This window comes from Paenibacillus sp. J22FR83, from assembly GCF_059691955.1.
Genome location: NZ_JCAUAM010000009.1, coordinates 1 through 19,058, shown reverse-complemented (window position 1 = coordinate 19,058; position 19,058 = coordinate 1). Strand labels below are relative to the sequence as shown.

Here is a 19,058-nt window from a genome sequence, read left to right as displayed (position 1 = left end):
CCTCTCAAGTATAGTTCTTTATAAAGAACATGTCAACACCATTGTACTTCATAGAGAACGTTTACATACAGCTCAGCATTGCCATAGCTTGCCTATGACAACACATGTTTTTTGGTTTTTCTCCATGTCCATAGGAAAGGCCTTAATGGAAAGTAGAGCAGATGCAGGCGCTGAGGCAATTTTAATGTTTCAGCATCCTCCGGATACGGATATAAAAAGCTTAAAATAAATAATGCTTTCTGCCAGTACGTCATTAAGGAAAACAGATGTCGTTTATGATATTTGGAAATATGCTCTGGAACCGGATCTGTGTGGAGATTCACTTTTTGATGAATGTAGAAATAAGCATCCTCAGCAAGGTGTTCGCCTCGTTTAGCCATTGCAATAGACTCCAGTTCACTAGTGAGCGGCGTTTGTAGCAGTTTAACAGCTAGTATGATTGCTTGTGCAGCGATATGCATCTGGCTGTATTTCTTCAGTTGATACTTCAGCTTATCATACGCCAAATCTTGTCTAAGGATTCGGTCGATATCCACTAGCCACCGTAATCGTGACCAGCCGTGACGAGCGCCATGCGATGCAAGAAATAGTAATAAATCCTCTCTTCCTAAATAATAGACAGGATGTTTGGCAAAGGAACACTTTCGTTTACTTTCCCAGAGTTCATTAAAGGTAGGTTCTTTTCCAGGACCGGGTCCTAATCTCCAATGAATTTCAAGTTTAACTCCCTTCTGAGGGTGTTTATATGTAATATGATGATGCCGCCATTTCCAATCACCAAGGATCGTTTTGTACACGTCCTCTTTCACATATCCTAGCCCAATAAGCATGGCTTCTGCCTGCAGGAGGTTATCAATTGGAATAAGGATATCCAAATCACTGCAAGTACGGAGTGATACATCCCCATATAAATCTTCCGCTAGCACTGGCCCCTTAAGAACCAAGACACGAATGTCGGCTTCTTCGAAGTGTTTGGAAATACTCCCCATCTCAGAGCTTAAATGCAGCATAGAGAACGTGTTACGTTGGTAGTCTTGCTGCAGTTGCCTTATGACATAGGCCGGAATGCGCTCGTCATCCATTTGCCTAAGCTTGTCATATACATTCGGATACACTCGGTGATGTCTTGTCAGCACAAGAAACTCGTCCCAATCCATGCCATTGAGATGTTCATTCCCGATAGGGAGTTGCTTCTGGCCTGGCGGCATATGCATGAATGCAAGCAGCAATGTTAATTCTTTGGAAAACAGTGTGGATGTCGCTTGCGAACGGATACTCATCTCGGTCCTCCCAACCTCATTCTACTAGTTACTATGATGTGCGAATTTCCCGACAACAACATAGCCATCCTTCCCCTCCGCGCCGGTAATAAAGAAAGGACCGCTCCGAAGCCAGGCATGCGCAATCATCTTCCCTGTTTCATCTTTGCGCGTACCCATATAAAGCGTACAGGAAATTTCGCGTCTCTTTAACATTTTCATAGCTGCGATTGCCCTGACTAGGCATTTACTATCCCATACTGTATGGCGACTGACGATCCCAATGGCATCATGAATCTGGATGAGATCCACTTTCCGAATATTAGGTTGATCTTGCGCTGATTCCTCCATAGCTCTACCTAAAGAAGGTGCTATCTTGGCAAAAGGAACCGATATGAGAATTCTGGCCCACGCCAAATAAATAAATGCCTCAACAAATAGAAACATCGTCTTCCTATTTAATGAGAAGAACTTTCGCATGATCGTTATCATTACCATCATTGACTCCATCCAAATAATGAATATGGTTGCAACTAGCCATTCTTTCTTATCACATGCTGACTATCAACGAGATGATTCAGCAAACTTCTCTTTTCATTAGCAAGTTGACTGAAGATCCCCCGCTGAACGATGGCTCCTTGATCAACGACAAGAACTTGATCTGCATTCCGAATCGTTGATAAGCGGTGGGCAATCACGATGATCGTCATTTTACCCCTTAACAATTCCAACGCTTCTTGAATTTTCGTTTCATTGTCCGTATCGAGTGCACTCGTCGCCTCATCCAATACAAGAATGGATGGCTTACGAAGGATAGCTCTTGCCAACACAAGTCGTTGACGCTCGCCTCCGGACAATCGAACCCCACGATCACCGATTGCTGTGTCCAGACCTTGAGGGAGCTTCGCAACAAATTCGGCTGATGCGGAGAACACAAGCGCTTCATGGATTTCATCTTCGGTAGCGTCTGGTTTAACCAACAGCAAATTCTCCCTTATACTTGCATTGAACAGGAAGGGATCCTGCGATACATAACTAATGGATGCACGGAACGATAATAGGCGTTCTTGTGTTAATGGCACTCCATCCACCAAAACATGCCCTTCTTCTGGCAGCATAAGGCCCATGAGAATGTCAATCAATGTACTTTTCCCAGCACCAGAACGCCCTACGATTGCCGTCATTCGATTAACTGGAATTTGTAAGTTGATGTCTTGGAGTGCATACACGGTATTCCGGTTATATCGGAAATAAACATGCTGACATTCTATGTTATCCTTTAACGCAATAGGCTCGATTGAAGAATCAACCTTCTGCATTGTAAATTCTTGTGATTCCGCACATTCTTCATGAAGCGATTTCAGTGCTGTGAAGGCTGGAACTGAAGCGGCTATGGTCTCCATATTGGTCTGGATGCCATTCAATCGTGGCCACAACCTTGAAAAGATCAGAATAATTAATAATAATTGTTCTAACTGTGATTGAAAGATGCCAACGGAAAGGAATATAAAGAGCGCGATAAAAAGTGCCGCTGCCGTCTGATACACGAATTGCGATGTATTCTTCAATCTGACGTGAGCGAGCTGCTCTTGTTGTATTCGGCTATCGAGGTCCTTCATCCAGGTCATACGGGAATGCTCCAGCATATTACTCTTAATGTCTTTTATTCCGTTTAATTGATCTGTTATGCCCGCGAGGTAATGTTTCCCCAATTCCATGGAATTCTGCCCGATGACTTGCGATTTATGGACGAATTTCCGGAAGATAATCGCGACAGCCAACCCGCAAATCAAGACAAAAATGGCTAACTTCGCAGATAACCAGAAGGCTAAAGCAATTTGAATCCCCGTAAAAATGAGCGAAGTAACCAGCTGTAATCCAGCGTTAATTCCACCGCTAACACCTGCTATTTCGGCCGTCAATGAATTTACATAATCTGATTTTCTACGTTTCAAATGAAAGTCCCACTTCGCCTGCAACAATGAGCTAAACGTATCCAATCTAACTCGATGCATAAAGCCCTGGTGGATCTTCGTATTTCCTTCCGTAATCACCCATTTCATTATGCCTTGACCTAGTACGAGTAGGATATAAATGCCCAATATAATGGTTAAGCCCCAGATCCTTGGCAATTCTCGTAGGAAATCAAATGCAGCAGATATCGGAATATGCGTAACAGATAAGTCAAAGATCCCGCTCATATTCAACATAGGAATTAGCATAATGATGCCAATTCCTTCGAATAGACTAATGAGAATCATACCGAGAACACTTACATACAACTTCTTCCCTGTATTGGCATACAATCGTTGGCTCCAGTAAATAATGGCTTTCAACGCACATCCCCTGTTTCTATACGAAGAATTAAGCCTTCTTTAGCCATATGTTCTAGAAACGATAGTACCTGCTCTTCGCAAACAGATCGCTCAACATCGTATTCTCCCGTTAATTTATGAATGAGATGCTCTACTTGTATGGGTTCTTGAATCATGTCCCAAATGATGCCGCCAACTGATCCCAAATTGTAGTATTTTCCATTTTCAATACTTAACATGACCTTTTCTCCCCCCATATCACTTACGATATGGCCATCCTTTTGAACAACTTCTTGTGTTAAATCAATGGTTTGATTGGATATCATGAGATATGCCTCCTATTAATTGTTGTAATTATTGTAGATACGAGATCCGGTGCCGTAAATTTAGATACAGGACGTTCTAGTCGGTATAGACTCAGCTTATTAACGAGCTTAGCTGTCATGTCAAAATGCCACGATGAGAGGTTCATCCTATGAACCAGAAAGTTACGAAACGTGTGATGATACAACATGGATAAGCATTCGAGACTAGGCATCCGCCCAATCGCCACGTGCTCCCCCTCGGATTTGACCAATTCGAAAATTCCTGCGATGGGTACAGGCTTTGACTCATAATTGGACACAACTGGAATTGAAAATTTGGTTTCCCTTTTAAATAACGGGCGATAACCAGCTGATTCCATCCCGAAGTGATCCATGCTTTCTTGCCACAATTTCTGCTGCGGATAGGATGGTGTTACATAAGCTGTTTGTTGATCCGACGAGAAAGAAATCGCAATGACATCATCACTTAATAATGGATAACCTTGCTTCATAATGGCGGATGCAAGCGTCGACTTGCCAGCTCCAGAATCTCCAACGATCGCATAGGCATTTCCTTCAATAACAACTGCACTTCCGTGTAAAGGCAGGATCTTTCTTTGAAGCAACAGTGCTCCCATACAAGATCCTAATATATAAAGCCTAATTTCATCCTTGTCAGAGCCAATGGCGGGTGAAATGAGAATCTTATTTCCATGTTCAATGTAAAATATACCCAGATGGGGAATTTGAAAAATGACGTTTCCCTCACGAACGGTATACTTACCAAGCTCCGCTTCCATGCTAATCCATAATTGTGATAGATCCGTGGTCTCAATGGTAATATCAGGTGATCCCTGAATATCATGTAATTGTACTAACTCAGGTAAGTGAATCGTACTTACCACAGTAAATCCAAAAGCTCGATAATACATGACTTTCACCGTACTTATCATCATTACTCACTCCAAGCTTTGTCTTGTAGAACTTTAAAAAACGAGCCCTCATACTTTCCAGTATAAGGGCTTTTAACACAGGAATTTTGAAGGTTATGTAACTTGAACCTAGCTAGGCCCCATTAGGTGTTCTGTTTGGTTCGTGTCCAAGAAGTCCCGTTTTTGATCCGGAAATCCTGTCATTGTCATTTTCACATCAAGTACTTCCAATTCTGGTTTTTCCCATGTTTTGTTCATATACTCACCTCCCTTCAAGCATTTTTTTGTAAGAATCGGTACATTATTAAACTTCGCATTAGAATGCTATAATCTGCGTCGAATGGATTATTCGGCCGCGTGGTACCCTCGATTCTAGCTATTGCTTCCTTGACTACTGGAATGTTAATGTAGGACGAGATTTGAGGGTCATCGGCAAGCTGCTGCAATTCCTCAATAAATGAATGCCAGTCCGGCACCATGCGATGAATACCATCAGCTCCTTGAACACCTCGAACTCGCTGATTTAATCTCACTTTATCAGGCAATAGGCCTTTGGTTGATCGCCTGATTAAGGCTCGATCCATCCCGTCTTTCACGGTCTGGTTCTCAGGAACAGAGAGACAGAACTTAATTACTCGCAAGTCATTCGATGGATCTCGATTCCAGACTGCGTAGCGCAGCGATGATTTGGTCCCACAAGTACCATTTAGACTCCAGACAAACGTTTGTTCAAAGTGTTTTTTTCTCGTCTCGAAAATATTGGATGGACTTGTAAATCCATTTGAATCGATATCGTAAGCCTGCAGCTTGCTGTAAACATCTGTTCGCGCAGCAAGATCAGGATGGATCAACTTCGGAAAGTGATACTCTACTTGCTGCCCATTTCCACGTTTCATGAACGGATATGCCTTTTGAGCGACAGCCTTCATGAACCTTGACCTTTTGACACCATTATTAGCGCTATACATTTCCATTTCTCTAAAAAGGCGAATCCATTTCATTTCCTTCAATAGTGAAGCGTAATGGGATAAAGCGGGCCCCCATGAGATTGTATTGTTTCCTCTTGCCCCACTTAAGAGCACCCCTACGCCTTGGTTCTGCGCTTTTTCATAGATGCCATTAATCCAGTAGGAATTCTCAAAAATCTTATAGGGCATTTCCAGCATCTCCAGCCAATCATCCACTTCCGTTAAGGCACTTTTCCCTTTGAAATCCAAATAGTTATCATTGATGTTCCCGACATGATTGACTGTCGAATGGATGTACGGTCTTTCGTCCGCGACTTCACTTTTAGGTGTCCAATCGATATAATCATCTACTGGAATATAGCTGTACGTATGTAACTTGCTATTTTTCTTGTGCAACTCTCTAGCCGCCAAGCTAACGATTGTACCTGAGTCAAGCCCTCCGCTTAAGAAGGCCCCAACCTGCCGATGCGTTCGCAACCGAGATTGAATTGCTTGTTGAAACACATCCAGGAACGCTTCTTCATACTCTTGATCTGACTTTAACTTCAATCGTTCTTCTTGCTGCGTGATTTTGCAATATCTCGATACCGTCACTCGCTCACCCTTAATCGAAATGGCATGTGAGGGAGGTAACTGTTGAATATCTCTAAACACAGTTGACGTGTCGTCAACGCATTCTATTACACCGGGATTTGCCAAATATTCAGCGATCCAATGTTCATTTATACTTTTATTGACATGAGGTAAACTTAGCAGAGGCTGAATCACCGTACAGAAAGCGAAAGCTTCCTTGTCACAATGATAGTAGAGCGTCCGGCTACCCGAGAAATCTCTAGCTCCAAACAACAGCTGATTTCTCTCATCCCAAATTATAAAAGCGAAGTCACCAATCAAATACTTAGGAGCATCCTCGCCCCATTTGCTATAGGCTAGTACAATCAACTCGCTGTCTGTCATCGATTTCTGCCTATTCGCCTCTATTTGTAGAAGTTGGAACAGTTCATCACGGTTATCTATAATCGCATCAGCCGCTATGACTAATCCTCTTGCTGAATCATAGTATGGATTGCGTTCTCCCACAGATTCCGGAGTAATCCATTGCGAATGGCAGCCAAGGAAAATGTCCTGATCATACCAAGTTCGCACATCATCTGCTGGATACTTCTGTAATCCTTGCATTAAACTTTGGCCATATTCAGTACTCACATGCGCTTGATTGAAGTGACGGATTCCCGTTATTGCACTCATACTTTCCCTCCACATAGCCAAATCTCAAAGTTAGCATTCTATCTAAAAATTCTTATTAGAGAACATTTGCTGATGAGTTTCTTTAACAAAGAGATGACATAAGCAATTTCTTTGTCGTTCTCTGATCGTTCTCTATTCGCTCTCATTTCGTTCTTTATCAAGAACATTTTCAGAATATCATCTTCTATCTCCACTGTCAACAGCCTTATTAAAACTTTTTTATTCTGCTAGAAAACCTTGAATTTACCAATTGTGATAAGGTATGGATCACGGCCACCAAGGTATGCGAAGCCGAGTCAAAGTTAAAAAATTTGTTATTCACCTTGTTCGCTAATGCCATCAAATTACGGTTGCCAGACTGACTACTTCCCTTCTTATAAGAGACCGGCAGCTCTTTAATATCCCCGAGATGCGGGAAATGGCTATACACGTTTACTAACGTACGGTGTATTCTTCGTAGCGTTTGATGTGACGCTGCATCTTGAAAGAGCGCTTCAAAGCTAATGTCATCGCCATGACGATGGATCATTTGCATAATGTCGATATAATACTTAGGCGAGTCCATATAATGACTCCAACCATGCAGGCACATCATATAGAACGTATGATAGACGGAAAGCTCCTTAACATGCTGGTAAGATGCGAATGGCGTCGCCTGCTCCCAGAATTCACCCATGTTAATATTGGAGGTCTGCTCCACAAGGACATTCCAATGCAGCTCGACGGTCAAAGGAATCGGACTAGATGGCAATCGTTTGGAGAAACTCCAATGGAAATGCGATGGAGACCTCTCTTCCTCGTTGACGAACCCGAGAGACTTTAGGCATTGAATGGCGGTATTCAAATCGGACTTTTGGATCAATACATCAATATCCGAAGTCGCTCTAGCACCGAAATGGCCGAAATACTTCTCAGCAAATCGGACACCTTTTAACGGAATCACGGAAATACGCGATGCTTCGAACTGCCGAAGAATATGATCAAGTTGATTTCTGATAAAAAAATTAAGACAACGCGTCTCATCAAGGAGCTGCTGTAAACGTTCTTGAAAAAAAACAGGCACATGGTCCCATTTTCCCTGCTGATGCAGTAAAGTGAACATTTGTGATCCTATGGCATACCGGTTGATTTCCTCAAGTGACCTCTCATATACCATGGACTCCTCCGGAAGAGCAGCATGCGGGTCATACAACGCTTTGATCAAAGACATTAGCATAGCCCCACTCTCCTCTCTTTGATTCCATTCCTTGCAAATGGCGGTATACCCCTTCTTGTTGCATAATCTCCTCATGTCGCCCCATTTGTACGACTGCTCCTTTATCCATCACAATAATATAATCTGCTCTGTGAACGGATGCTAAGCGATGTGTGATAATGAGCGTGGTTCGATTATGCATAAGCCGATCTAATGCCGCTTTCACATGATATTCGGTTTCACTATCTAAGGCTGAGGTACCCTCATCTAATAATAAAATGGGAGCCTCCTTCAAAATGGCCCTTGCGATCGCTAAGCGCTGCCGCTGCCCGCCCGAAAATGTTAACCCATTTTCTCCAATTTCCGTATCATAGCCTTGGGGCAACGTAGAAATATAAGCATGGATTCCCGCCGTTGTCGTGGCTTCAATCATTTGTCTATCGGTAATATCAGGCCGCGCAACTAACAAATTATCTCTGATTGTTCCGCTGAATAGCATCGTTTCCTGAGAGACATGGGCAAATAGACTTCTTCGCTCAGATATCGAAAGACGCGAGATTTGGCGTCCGTTAATTAAAATCTCACCCGCTTGCGGTTTGTAGAAACCTTGGAGCAAATTGAACAGCGTCGTCTTCCCAGCTCCACTTAAACCTACGATAGCCACGATTTTCCCTGCTGGGATATGTACATTCAGATGATCAAATAGATGAGCTTGCCCCTCATACTGGAAAGTAATGTCTCTAAAAGAAATGGAGGACACAAAGGGTTCTACTTTCATCGCGGCTGGGAAATCATCCGATTCCGCTTCGATCTCCAATACTTGAAATATGCGTTCCATAGCAGACATCGATTTCTGCAAGCCAGCCCATTGTCCAGCGAACTCTGTTAATGGATACACCACATGATTGACGAGATTGATAAAAGTTAGTAATGCTCCTACAGATAATACGCCTATAGAAATATAATACGAACCCAAACACAAGCTGACTAGAAATGTAAGGGAAGCGGCTGCTTGACTCCCCACATAAAACCATCCGCGTAATCTGGCATTGTTTAATTCCAGTGCGTAAAGCTTTTTATTTTTGATCGCATATTTCGTGAATACCGCTTTCTCCATAAGAAAGGAGCGAATAACGAAAAAGCCCTGAAATGTTTCATTTAACAGCACATTGAACCCAGCAACCAAATGCTGAATTCGCCTATTATTATTACGCAGTAATATGCCGAAGATAACCCCAGAAACCATGGCCACTGGAGCTACAAGTGCACATAAAAGCGCTAGTTTCCAATTGATTTGCAGTAAATAAATGAGAACAGCACCATAAATAAAAGGTAACTTAATCAAATTTATTAAGGAGCTGCCAATAATGCCATCCAGATTATGAATGTCATTCGTGAAATGAGCTAATAAATCACCAGAATGAATACGATCTACTTGTTTACCTGGTAATTGTAAAATATGTTTAAATAAGTGCTGGGAGAAATCCCTTTTTACAGCATTGGTAGCAATCGTCTCCCAAAGGGTATTCAGGTAGGTGGAGGTAATACTGATTAAAACAAGTGTGATACCAAGAGGTACTAACCATTTCATCCGTGTGATGTCACTATGAATTGCTGCATCTGTAATTGAACCGAAAAACCATGAGAATCCAATAGTTAGCATAATTTCAACGAAGAGTAAGAGGAAGAGACCTAGGTAAGGTCTTCGGTGCTGCTTAATGTAGGGCTTCAAAACCTTATACGTTCTGCGTGCTTCATCCATTTTCAATAGACCGTTCATCTCATCGACACTCCATACTCATTCTACGATGACGATTTCGCAAGTTGACTTCGAACCAAATAGAATTGAACTAATCGCGATAACAGAGGGAGTGTTCGTATAGCCCAGCTCCACGTTCTTGAAGCTAGATTCGTCATTTGAATACGTTGACCATGACGGTTTATCCAAATCAATCTTCCGATGATCTGATCCTGTGCAATCCATTCGTCATACGTTACATTCGTATCACCTTTGCACCGATACTGTGGTTGTTGATCGTTCATCACGAAGTGAGACAATCGATGAGCGATTAAATGACCGTGCTTCGCACGAAATAAGAGAATATCCCCCTTCTTCATGCATGATGCTTCTATACGAACAAATCTACAAATATCCCCCTCTATGATAAAAGGATACATACTCATGCCTTGCGCAGGCAGATCAATCCAACCTTGCTTCTCCATAGTTAACGCAATCATCTGATCGATGTTCTTATGACCCAGCAAGTTGAACAAGACCTCGATCCATCATATCATGCAAAAATACTTCGACTTCTGTTTCCACATCGCTATGAACCGACTGGAACTCGTTGCGCACCGCCTCGGCAATTGTGTCTATAGTTTGCGCAGTCCCCAGCAGAGACCAGCAAAATCCGCCTACACCATTCAGCTTCGTTAACGTATACGCATCCGTATTGAGAATAATCCATTCCATATCAAGCTCAATAGACTCATAATTATTCATTCGCACATATTGCGTCATTACGAGATCAGCTCCCAAAAAGTATCATTTTTCTGAAAATGCAATTCGTTAATCGTAACTGTTTTGGCCAAAACCAATAACATATGCAGAATATTAACTGTTTCTTCCAAGCTATGTGCCCAATAAAACACTTTATCAACGAGTTGCAGAAAACCATCTGACTTGCTCAGTGCTACCTTGTGATTAGTGGCTGCTTGATTCAATAAATAAATGCCTGCTAGTGCACTCTTATCCATACTCCCTGATCGCGATAATTCGCTTCGAAAAGGCGAGTCGAACACGGTAATACCATCTGGTGTAATCTTAACAATAGAAGCTTCATCGGAGAGAAGCTCACGAGGATCAGACAATTTCGCAGCGGTCGATTTGCCAGCGCCAGAGTGACCAGCGAACAAATAGGCCTTATCCTTCTCGATTACACAAGACGAATGAATAAGGAGCCCCCACTTGGTATGCACGAGAAATGAGCTGTACAGATTCATGAACGCATGCTTTAAAGCTAATTCATTGTGCACGGAGATCGCTGCTTCACGATAATCACTATCAACCGCGATAAGATAATCCGACCTTCGATAGACAATCTGATTGTTCTCTTCTTGTTTAATGGATACCTCATAATTAACAAAAGGAACACCATAGCCTTCATGAAGCCGAACCCTCATATGAGGGGTAGTCGATGTGGCGGGTACAATTGCGAAGTTTCTCCGTATCCAATCCATAATCTTCGTAGACTGACTCTGAACTTGAATATAATGCTCACCAATAATTGTATGAATGTGTTCCATGCTTCTACTCCTCGACACTTCATTAATAAGGGAGGCCAATTACACGGACTGCATCTCATTGACCTCCATAGAATAATTATTTCTAGTTTCTAGTGCTTACCATTCCCTTTGCCATTGTGCGGTCCCGTGTAAGGAGGATTCGGATAGTTAATGCCACCATTCCCTTTTCCAGGGTGATTCAAATTTCCACGACCTTTATTCCAACTTTGGGCGGTTTCAAACCTAACTGGCTGCTGGCTTAACACCATAGGTGGTGAATACACTTTTTGTTTCATAGCCTCATTCTCCATCTTTTCTTCTCTCCTATTCTTTCAACGTTTGAACTAGTCTTCTTACTTCTCCAAATGGAGTATCTATGACCTCATAGAGACGAAGAGTTAACGTAGCTTCTAAAGTATCCGCATCGAAGGCCAGAAGTTCTGTACCCGTCACCAGCTTTTTCTCACCTGCGAATGAAAACACTTTCGATGTCATAATTCGGTTCGAGGCATCCGCTACTTCTAATCTCAGTTTGGAAAAGCTCTGATCCACGACAATCTCGTCCTGCAGTTTAACGTTGAAATCAATCCCTAACTTATAGGAATAATTAGGTCCGTTTCCTAAATTAAAGCTTCGTTGCAGGGACGTGTCATTTATTTTCACCTGAAATGGATAGAACGCGAGAGTATTGTCTGACGTATCCACCACTTTTGTCTTAAACGCTGCAATGGTTAAGTTATAAGGCTCGACCTTTTTACCGTCAAGAATTTCCATCGTTAACCGCTCACCCGTCTCAGAGTTTGGCACGACATATGTATAGTAGATCACGTAGCTGATATTGGGGATTAACGTATCTACCTTCGTTTCTTGCCTAGTGCCTGAGAATTTCTTACCATCTGCAATGGTCAGTACCGTTTGGAACGAAGGCACCGGGACGGAATCTCCACTCTTATTTAACAATTTGAACTTAGCAACTACAGCTTTGAATCCGCCGCCTGCGCTCTCGCTCATGTTCAGGTCAACCATGGATACCTCAATATCCGATCGGATCAGTTGACTAATGGGATCGAACTTAATCGGCTTGTTCAACTCATAGGACCCAATCGGACTCAGTAAACGAGTTGAATTGGTTGCCCCTATTAAATTAATCATTAGTCTGCCGATGGTGTAAGAGATATGTGTTTTATCTTCCGCTACAAAGTCCTCCGGTGTTAGCACCGTTAAGTTCTTCAATTCGGCTTTACTCTTGACCGGTATGGCGTAGTGCACATAATTCTTCTCACCTGGATCTAAGATAAGTTCATCTTGCTCCAGTCGCTCGCCAATAAATACTTTATTCCCTGACTTCCCATTTATCCGAAAATCAGGTACAGAGATTGGCTTGTCTCCCGTGTTGGTTGCAAGGAAACCGACTACGGTCTTGATCCCATTAGTTGTATTCTGTTCATTCAAGCTCACAGGTTGATATTGAATTTTATCCGTTAGCATAGGGATGGTGAACGTGTCCTGCCACTGCTTGATTTGAGCAGGGTCAGAAAGATTCGCCTTCTCCCCTTTCCACTCCAAATCCGCGATAGGCAGAGAGATAATTCGCTTCTCTTGCTTCGGGTAGACGAATTCATCCACATCCGACCATGACAGCTCATCCAAAGCAAATACATCATAACGATCTACGACATTGAAATAACTAAGCTCGATGGTTTCTTTCGGCTGAATATTTCTCGCATTCGCTTGACTAGGACGCATAATGTATTCCAAACCTTCATTCGTTTTCACGCGAACTTCATACTCTGGAATACCGACTAAGCGCTCGCCAGCGTTATAGTAACGAACAACAGCGCCAATTCTAGTTCCCTCTGAAGTAGGTTCATTTAGTACGCTTTTCACATCAACTTGAAGTGATTCCGTCAGCTGGTAACGACTTAATGTGTAGGATTGTGAATACTTCTCATCGGCTGCAACATGGAAAGATGCCGATGGAATGACCAGAGAGACGGCTAGGATGAACATTATCGTCGTTTTTTTCCAATGTATTTTCAAATAAAGTCACTCCATTATTATTTATTGCTCTTCAACTGCCGCTACTTGCACTTTCGCTTTATCCACTAGAGCGCTAGGATTGATTTTCACAACCATCTCGCCTTCCTTAAGCCCAGAAAGCACTTCTTGCTTAGGTTCGTTTAATCTCCCCAATTGAATATTACGTTTCTCGACGGTATCACCCGAAACGACATAGACATAAGCATTATCGCCTTCTCTAACAATGCTATAAGTCGGTACGGTCAATACAATAAGGTCTTTTTCCTCTGCAAGTTGCAGCTTTAACTTCGTGCCTGGCTTTAAGCTAAGATCCTTGTTGGGTACTTCAAGGTTAATTTCGTATGCTTTCGTTTCCGGATCCATCACTTTGGAGAGATAGCTGATAGCCCCTTGAAACTTCGTTTTATTGTTAGGAAGTAAATACGACATGACGGTTTTCCCATTAGCTAGCTTCATTTCTTCATCAGATAATTGGGATTTAATTTTGATCGGATCCAGCCTTTGAATCATTGCGATCTGGGCACCTGCCCCAATACCCATTCCAGCTTCAAATGGCATCTCCGTCATCAGACCGCTGACCGTCGCTTTCACTTCAAGGTTCGCAGTCGATTGCTCAACCTGCTGCAAAGCCAGTTTAGCCGCTTTCAGTTGTGACTCCATCTCGGAAGTTAGATCAATCGGGTCAAATGTTTGTAATTTAACTTTCATTTGATCCAAATCCATCCGAGCATTCATCATCTGCGTTTCCATTTGGTACAGCTGAGCTTTGGTTGCGAGTCCAATATCAAAGTCATTCTTCATTTTATTGTAGCTGCGGAGGAGCGAAGTCATCCCCAATTCCATTTTTTGAATGGTATTACTCAACTCGGATTTCTGATTTTCCGTTTCTTTCTGTCCTCTTATGCGAGCTTTGTCCATCGCGTCTTGCAGTGTCTTAACGGTTGCAGCCGCTGCTTCCCGGCTCGCAAGAATTTCGCTTGATTTTAACTTTAAAATAACATCGCCTTCTTGAACCATATCCCCGCGCTTCTTCATAATTTGCTCAACTTCACCGGTAGCTTTGGCCATGATTTTAAATTGAGCAGAGAATTGTACTTCTGCGACGCGCTCAGGCGAATCACCAATTCTCTGTGGAATTACCTTGAACACTCTAACCGCTTGCTGCGATTGATCCGCATAGACTGAATTTGCATCTGTATTCTGGATCGCTGTGTCCGAACATCCTGCCAAGATGCCAATACTGAGCGTTAAAATAGAAGCAATTCTTACAGTTCGCGACTGTGGCTTTCTTCTTTTTTGTCTCATTTGCTATAAACTCTCTCCCCTTACTTTATTTTTTCAAAAGGATTGATTAGAGATAAGCATCTGCTTGATTATCTTTGACTTCATTAAGTACAACGCCAATTAATTTCATATTCGCTAGCAGGAGCTCTTCTTTTACCTTCTTTGCAATATCACGTTTGACTTTGCCATGCTCGACAATAAGCAGGACACCGTCACTCTTCGACCCCATAATTTTGGCATCCGTTATCGTCAGCAACGAGGAAGCGTCAATAATGACAATATCGTAGTTCTCCTTCAACGTTGCGAGTAAGCTGTCCATTAATTTAGAAGCTAACAATCCCGAAGGATTCTGTGTCCTGGAGCCCGACGGGATTAATTCGAGATTTTCTACCATCGTCTCTCGGACGATTTCATTCATGGTAATTTGACCATTCAGATAATTGGTTAGCCCATGGCTGGGTTCAACGCCAAATGCCAAATGGATGGAGGGATTTCGAAGATCTGCATCAAGCAACATGACTTTATTCCCAATCTGAGCATAGGCAACAGCTAATTGAATCGCAGTCGTGGTCTTCCCTTCACCTCGACTTGCTGAAGTGATGGTAATCGTTTTGGCTTCACGACCAAATACCGAGCACTCAATGTTAAATCGCAATGATCGATAGGCTTCTGAGGTAGAGGAATTATGGAGAATTTGCTTCAAGGCGAGAGATGTCGAATTAGTAGATAGTTTTCGCATAGGAAATATCCTCATCATTTTTTCTTAGTTTATTTTTCCGTTTCAATTTCAACTTTCCGTACTTCGCTTTCGGTATGTAAGCTAACGTAGAAAGTCCGAACACTTCTCGAATATCTTCATCTGTTTTCAACGTATCATCCATCGCATCCAATAGTAGAATGATACCAATTGTAGCAGCCAAGGAAGCAAAAAATCCAAGGATGATATATTGATTCGACTTTTGATTCACCGGAGTAGGATTGTCCTGAACTTTGGCTCGATTCAGAATCGTAATATTATCAACCTTCATAATATGAGGAATTTCGGTTTGGAACACATCGGAGACGGCATTCGCAATAGCAACAGCTCTTTCATGTGAGAAATGTCTCACGACAATCGACATCACTTGCGTATCATTTAAATTAGTTACATTGACGATAGATATCAATTGATCTGTCGAAACTCGTAAATCAGGGTAACGCTGGACGACTTTGTCCATGATAGCTGGGGTTTTAATGATTTCTTTGTATGTATTGATAAGCGCCATATTCACACCAATCGCACCATAATCGATCTGCTCTGTACCTAGTTGATCTTGCTCAAATGTTTTATTCACGATTAATTTCGTTGATGCCTGATAGACGGGTACGTAGTTCGAAGTTGTATACATACTCGTGAGTAAGGTACAAACAAAAACGACAATAACAATTAGCCACCATCGCTTCTTTATAACCATCAAATATTCCTTAAAATTAATTTCCATGATTCCCTCCCAATAGAAGTCTATTTCGATTTTCTATGATACTATTTGTATCTTAATTGTTACTCTTACTTTAAGATACTTTTCGTATCATGTCAACACAATATTCTCGTTTTTTAGTTCCAAATCGTATCACATTTAAGAGCGTTAGAGAATGCAAAAAGCAGCACTTTCCCCCTAGAGGATAGGCTGCTTTTACAAGGCAAAACGCTCTACTTATCTCATTCCTATTGATGCTACGCGGACTGGCTCACCTGCACCTAATCGCGATACGAGCAGCGCTTGCTGCAACAGCAAAGCTAACAACTTTCGCATGGAGCCGATACCGATTTTCCCCATAATATTGGCAAGGTGAATCTTCACTGTTTTCTCACTAATACAGCAATTTTCGGCAATTTCCTTGTTGGTATATCCATATGTAGCGAGCAAAGAAATGATTTCGATTTCGCGTTGAGTTAGCCCATAATTCGAATAAAATTGAAGTAAAACGTCTGACTTTTCTGAGATCATTGGCTTCATATGACAACTTCCTTTATATGAATGTGTCTTTCTCGACTAAGATCAAGAAAGGAATTTTCGATTTTCACGAGTGGATTCGTATCGTCCGTTGGATTAATATAGACGACTTCACCCCAGCGACCATCCGTGAGCAGCACTTGCCGGCCTACTAGATTGTTAATCATATTCTGCAAGAAAACAGAAACAATATGCGGATCTAATTCGCCGAAGAAACCTTTCCTCAAGCGGCTGACGACTTCGTGAAAAGGCATCATTTCATGATAAGGCCTCTTCGATGACATCGCGTGGAATACATCGGCTACAGCTACGATACGACTCATTTTATCCAGTTGACTATCTTGCAACTGCAGGGGATATCCCGTGCCATCAGCGCGCTCATGATGCTGCAATGCCACAAGAGCTACACGATAGTTAATGCCTACCGTCTCACGCAGCATATTATAGCCATAAATGGTGTGCTTTTTAATCTCTTCATATTCTTCTTTGGATAATTTACCTGGCTTCATGAGAATTTCTTGAGAAATTTTGATTTTACCCACATCATGCATGGTTGCTGCTAAAGATAGAAGAGCCACTTCTGTGTCCGCGAGCTCCATCCATTTGCCTATAAGCGTCGAAAGAACGCCTACGCCAATATTGTGTTGATGTGTGTATTCATCCTTCGCTTTGACAGCTTGAAATAATTGAAACAGATCTGGATTATCAGCCGCCTGCTGGACGATAGGAATTAATTCTGACTTAATCTCAAGCAGTGGTATTTTCTTCTGCGTCTGAATGCGTTCGAACAAATCCTTGGCATATTCCGTCGCTTTCTGAACTAAACGATTCGCTTCATGAGCAGGTGCAGCTTGCGTCTGATCATCAGACATAGTCGTGGTTACGATATCCATCGTATCAATGCGATGCTGCTTAAATAAGTCCAAATGCTCTTCACTGAGAATGGTATGGATAGGAACTAAGACTAGCCCATAGCTTGTTGTCACATCGTATCTTAATCTTTTACCCAATAGGTCTCTCAAGAAATCCCGCTCCATTAATTTCAAAATCATACCAATTTCTATTATATACGACATATCCCCTCGCATATATGGGAGAATTAACCTATATTTCGACAAATTCATCTAGGTTAATTTTCCCAGTTACTTCTATTCTAACATGACTTCTAGGTCTAGCGATCCTTAACTTTTGTTATTTGTTAACCGTGACATCCGTCTATCCCCCTGCATATAGTAAGTATCGACTATCCGCTTTTACCTAAGGAGGACTTCACGAATGGCAACGAACAAAAAACAAGAACTGCGCGACGTAGAGCTTGAAACAGAGGTTTCACAAAGCGCGGCAACGGAATCCGACTATCCAACTGCTTATTATCCGCAAAATACGCCGTACCCTTACGGCTATCCCGTACCGCAATATTACGGCTGGGTACCAGCCTATGATCCGCGCGGATTAGGTGGCTTCGGCATCCCTGGCTTCCCAGGCACTGGCGGCATGCTACCTGGATTTCCAGGTGGACCTGGGTTCCCTGGCGGTCCTGGCGGTTTCCCGGGTGGACCGGGATTCCCTGGTGCTCCTGGTGGTTTCCCAGGTGGACCTGGACCCGGACCTGGATTTCCACCTCCAGGACCTGGACCAGGGCAAGGCGGATTTCAACCGCCAACCTCTGCGCCGCCATCTCAGATTCCCGTTAAGCCGCTTAAAGCTCCTGGCGTCTACGCTGTAGATCCAGGCGGCATCTCCCGCTGCTTGTTCAGATTTACGTATATCTGGCAAAGCAACGGCCAACAGTACTGGTACTTCCCAGTATTCGTTGGACGGACATCGGTTTCTGGATTCCGCTGGACTGGTTTCTCTTGGATATTCTTTGGTATTGATTTGCGCTTTATTGATTCCTTTACTTGTTAAAATAAAACCCAGTCAACATCCGATTTTGCGGATGGTGATTGGGTTTTTGCTAGTGCTTCTTATAGCCGCAGGAATGGATGTGTCACAACAGTTCGGTCGAAGATGGGTGTATCCTCTCCCTTCTAACCTTGCTCCGCCGCTCCAAACAAATTAAATGGATTTTATGTAGCTATACTTGCTGATTTTCCTCGTTTGGGAGCAATAGATGGATTTCCTACCCTGAAAATCTCCCAGCAGGAAGTTGCTTTAACGCACCGCTTTTCATGGGCTGTTTGTCGTGTATCCCTTAAAAAGGCAATACTGAACTAGACCCTGCTAATGACAG

Annotated in this window: 20 protein-coding genes; 1 reads left to right on the top strand and 19 read right to left on the bottom strand. The window is 42.6% G+C overall.

Going from position 1 to position 19,058, the window contains the following annotated elements:
• Positions 1-92: 92 nt before the first annotated feature.
• From AC58PV_RS17105 to AC58PV_RS17015, 19 genes are all read right to left on the bottom strand, one after another.
• Entirely contained in the window at positions 93-1,280 is a 1,188-nt protein-coding gene (locus AC58PV_RS17105; protein ID WP_497433418.1) for a nucleotidyltransferase domain-containing protein, read from the bottom strand.
• Between the two features lie 24 nt (positions 1,281-1,304).
• A complete protein-coding gene (locus AC58PV_RS17100; RefSeq protein ID WP_497433732.1) occupies positions 1,305-1,757 on the bottom strand; it encodes a lasso peptide biosynthesis B2 protein in 453 nt (150 codons plus the stop codon).
• Positions 1,758-1,792: 35 nt separating this feature from the next.
• On the bottom strand, positions 1,793-3,595 hold the full coding sequence (locus AC58PV_RS17095) for an ABC transporter ATP-binding protein (protein WP_497433417.1): 1,803 nt from the start codon (positions 3,593-3,595) through the stop codon (positions 1,793-1,795).
• Positions 3,592-3,900 carry a lasso peptide biosynthesis PqqD family chaperone gene (locus tag AC58PV_RS17090; protein ID WP_497433416.1) on the bottom strand — a complete coding sequence of 103 codons (309 nt, stop codon included), beginning with the start codon at positions 3,898-3,900 and terminating at the stop codon, positions 3,592-3,594. Before AC58PV_RS17090 ends, AC58PV_RS17095 begins: the two co-directional genes overlap by 4 nt.
• Positions 3,897-4,832: an aldolase gene (locus AC58PV_RS17085; RefSeq protein WP_497433731.1), complete on the bottom strand. Its 936-nt coding sequence runs from the start codon at positions 4,830-4,832 to the stop codon at positions 3,897-3,899. Before AC58PV_RS17085 ends, AC58PV_RS17090 begins: the two co-directional genes overlap by 4 nt.
• A gap of 108 nt (positions 4,833-4,940) precedes the next feature.
• The gene (locus tag AC58PV_RS17080; protein WP_157264903.1) at positions 4,941-5,069 is read right to left on the bottom strand and encodes a paeninodin family lasso peptide; all 129 of its coding nucleotides are present in this window, start codon (positions 5,067-5,069) and stop codon (positions 4,941-4,943) included.
• Positions 5,070-5,083: 14 nt separating this feature from the next.
• Positions 5,084-7,027: an asparagine synthase-related protein gene (locus tag AC58PV_RS17075; RefSeq protein ID WP_497433415.1), complete on the bottom strand. Its 1,944-nt coding sequence runs from the start codon at positions 7,025-7,027 to the stop codon at positions 5,084-5,086.
• A 208-nt stretch (positions 7,028-7,235) separates the two neighbouring features.
• A complete protein-coding gene (locus tag AC58PV_RS17070) occupies positions 7,236-8,243 on the bottom strand; it encodes a nucleotidyltransferase family protein (RefSeq protein WP_497433414.1) in 1,008 nt (335 codons plus the stop codon).
• The gene (locus tag AC58PV_RS17065; RefSeq protein ID WP_497433413.1) at positions 8,212-10,002 is read right to left on the bottom strand and encodes an ABC transporter ATP-binding protein; all 1,791 of its coding nucleotides are present in this window, start codon (positions 10,000-10,002) and stop codon (positions 8,212-8,214) included. Before AC58PV_RS17065 ends, AC58PV_RS17070 begins: the two co-directional genes overlap by 32 nt.
• Positions 10,003-10,025: 23 nt before the next feature.
• A complete protein-coding gene (locus AC58PV_RS17060) occupies positions 10,026-10,496 on the bottom strand; it encodes a S24/S26 family peptidase (protein WP_497433412.1) in 471 nt (156 codons plus the stop codon).
• Positions 10,474-10,743 (bottom strand): PqqD family protein, encoded by a 270-nt coding sequence (locus AC58PV_RS17055; RefSeq protein ID WP_497433411.1) that lies wholly within the window; start codon positions 10,741-10,743, stop codon positions 10,474-10,476. The genes AC58PV_RS17060 and AC58PV_RS17055 overlap by 23 nt, the downstream gene beginning before the upstream one ends.
• Positions 10,743-11,528 carry a hypothetical protein gene (locus AC58PV_RS17050; RefSeq protein ID WP_497433410.1) on the bottom strand — a complete coding sequence of 262 codons (786 nt, stop codon included), beginning with the start codon at positions 11,526-11,528 and terminating at the stop codon, positions 10,743-10,745. Before AC58PV_RS17050 ends, AC58PV_RS17055 begins: the two co-directional genes overlap by 1 nt.
• A gap of 89 nt (positions 11,529-11,617) precedes the next feature.
• Positions 11,618-11,803, bottom strand: a complete 186-nt coding sequence (locus AC58PV_RS17045; RefSeq protein WP_497433409.1) for a hypothetical protein — start codon at positions 11,801-11,803, stop codon at positions 11,618-11,620.
• A 28-nt stretch (positions 11,804-11,831) separates the two neighbouring features.
• Positions 11,832-13,547: a hypothetical protein gene (locus AC58PV_RS17040; protein WP_497433408.1), complete on the bottom strand. Its 1,716-nt coding sequence runs from the start codon at positions 13,545-13,547 to the stop codon at positions 11,832-11,834.
• Between the two features lie 21 nt (positions 13,548-13,568).
• Positions 13,569-14,852, bottom strand: a complete 1,284-nt coding sequence (locus tag AC58PV_RS17035) for an efflux RND transporter periplasmic adaptor subunit (RefSeq protein ID WP_497433407.1) — start codon at positions 14,850-14,852, stop codon at positions 13,569-13,571.
• Between the two features lie 46 nt (positions 14,853-14,898).
• Positions 14,899-15,570: a CpsD/CapB family tyrosine-protein kinase gene (locus tag AC58PV_RS17030; protein ID WP_497433406.1), complete on the bottom strand. Its 672-nt coding sequence runs from the start codon at positions 15,568-15,570 to the stop codon at positions 14,899-14,901.
• Positions 15,551-16,312: a YveK family protein gene (locus AC58PV_RS17025; RefSeq protein ID WP_497433405.1), complete on the bottom strand. Its 762-nt coding sequence runs from the start codon at positions 16,310-16,312 to the stop codon at positions 15,551-15,553. Before AC58PV_RS17025 ends, AC58PV_RS17030 begins: the two co-directional genes overlap by 20 nt.
• A gap of 213 nt (positions 16,313-16,525) precedes the next feature.
• Complete coding sequence (locus tag AC58PV_RS17020; RefSeq protein WP_497433404.1) at positions 16,526-16,828, bottom strand: helix-turn-helix domain-containing protein; 303 nt, start codon at positions 16,826-16,828, stop codon at positions 16,526-16,528.
• Positions 16,825-17,847 carry an HD-GYP domain-containing protein gene (locus AC58PV_RS17015; protein WP_497433403.1) on the bottom strand — a complete coding sequence of 341 codons (1,023 nt, stop codon included), beginning with the start codon at positions 17,845-17,847 and terminating at the stop codon, positions 16,825-16,827. Before AC58PV_RS17015 ends, AC58PV_RS17020 begins: the two co-directional genes overlap by 4 nt.
• A gap of 253 nt (positions 17,848-18,100) precedes the next feature.
• Here AC58PV_RS17015 and AC58PV_RS17010 point away from each other — a divergent pair, with 253 nt between their 5' ends.
• Positions 18,101-18,733 (top strand): hypothetical protein, encoded by a 633-nt coding sequence (locus AC58PV_RS17010; RefSeq protein ID WP_497433402.1) that lies wholly within the window; start codon positions 18,101-18,103, stop codon positions 18,731-18,733.
• Positions 18,734-19,058: the final 325 nt, after the last annotated feature.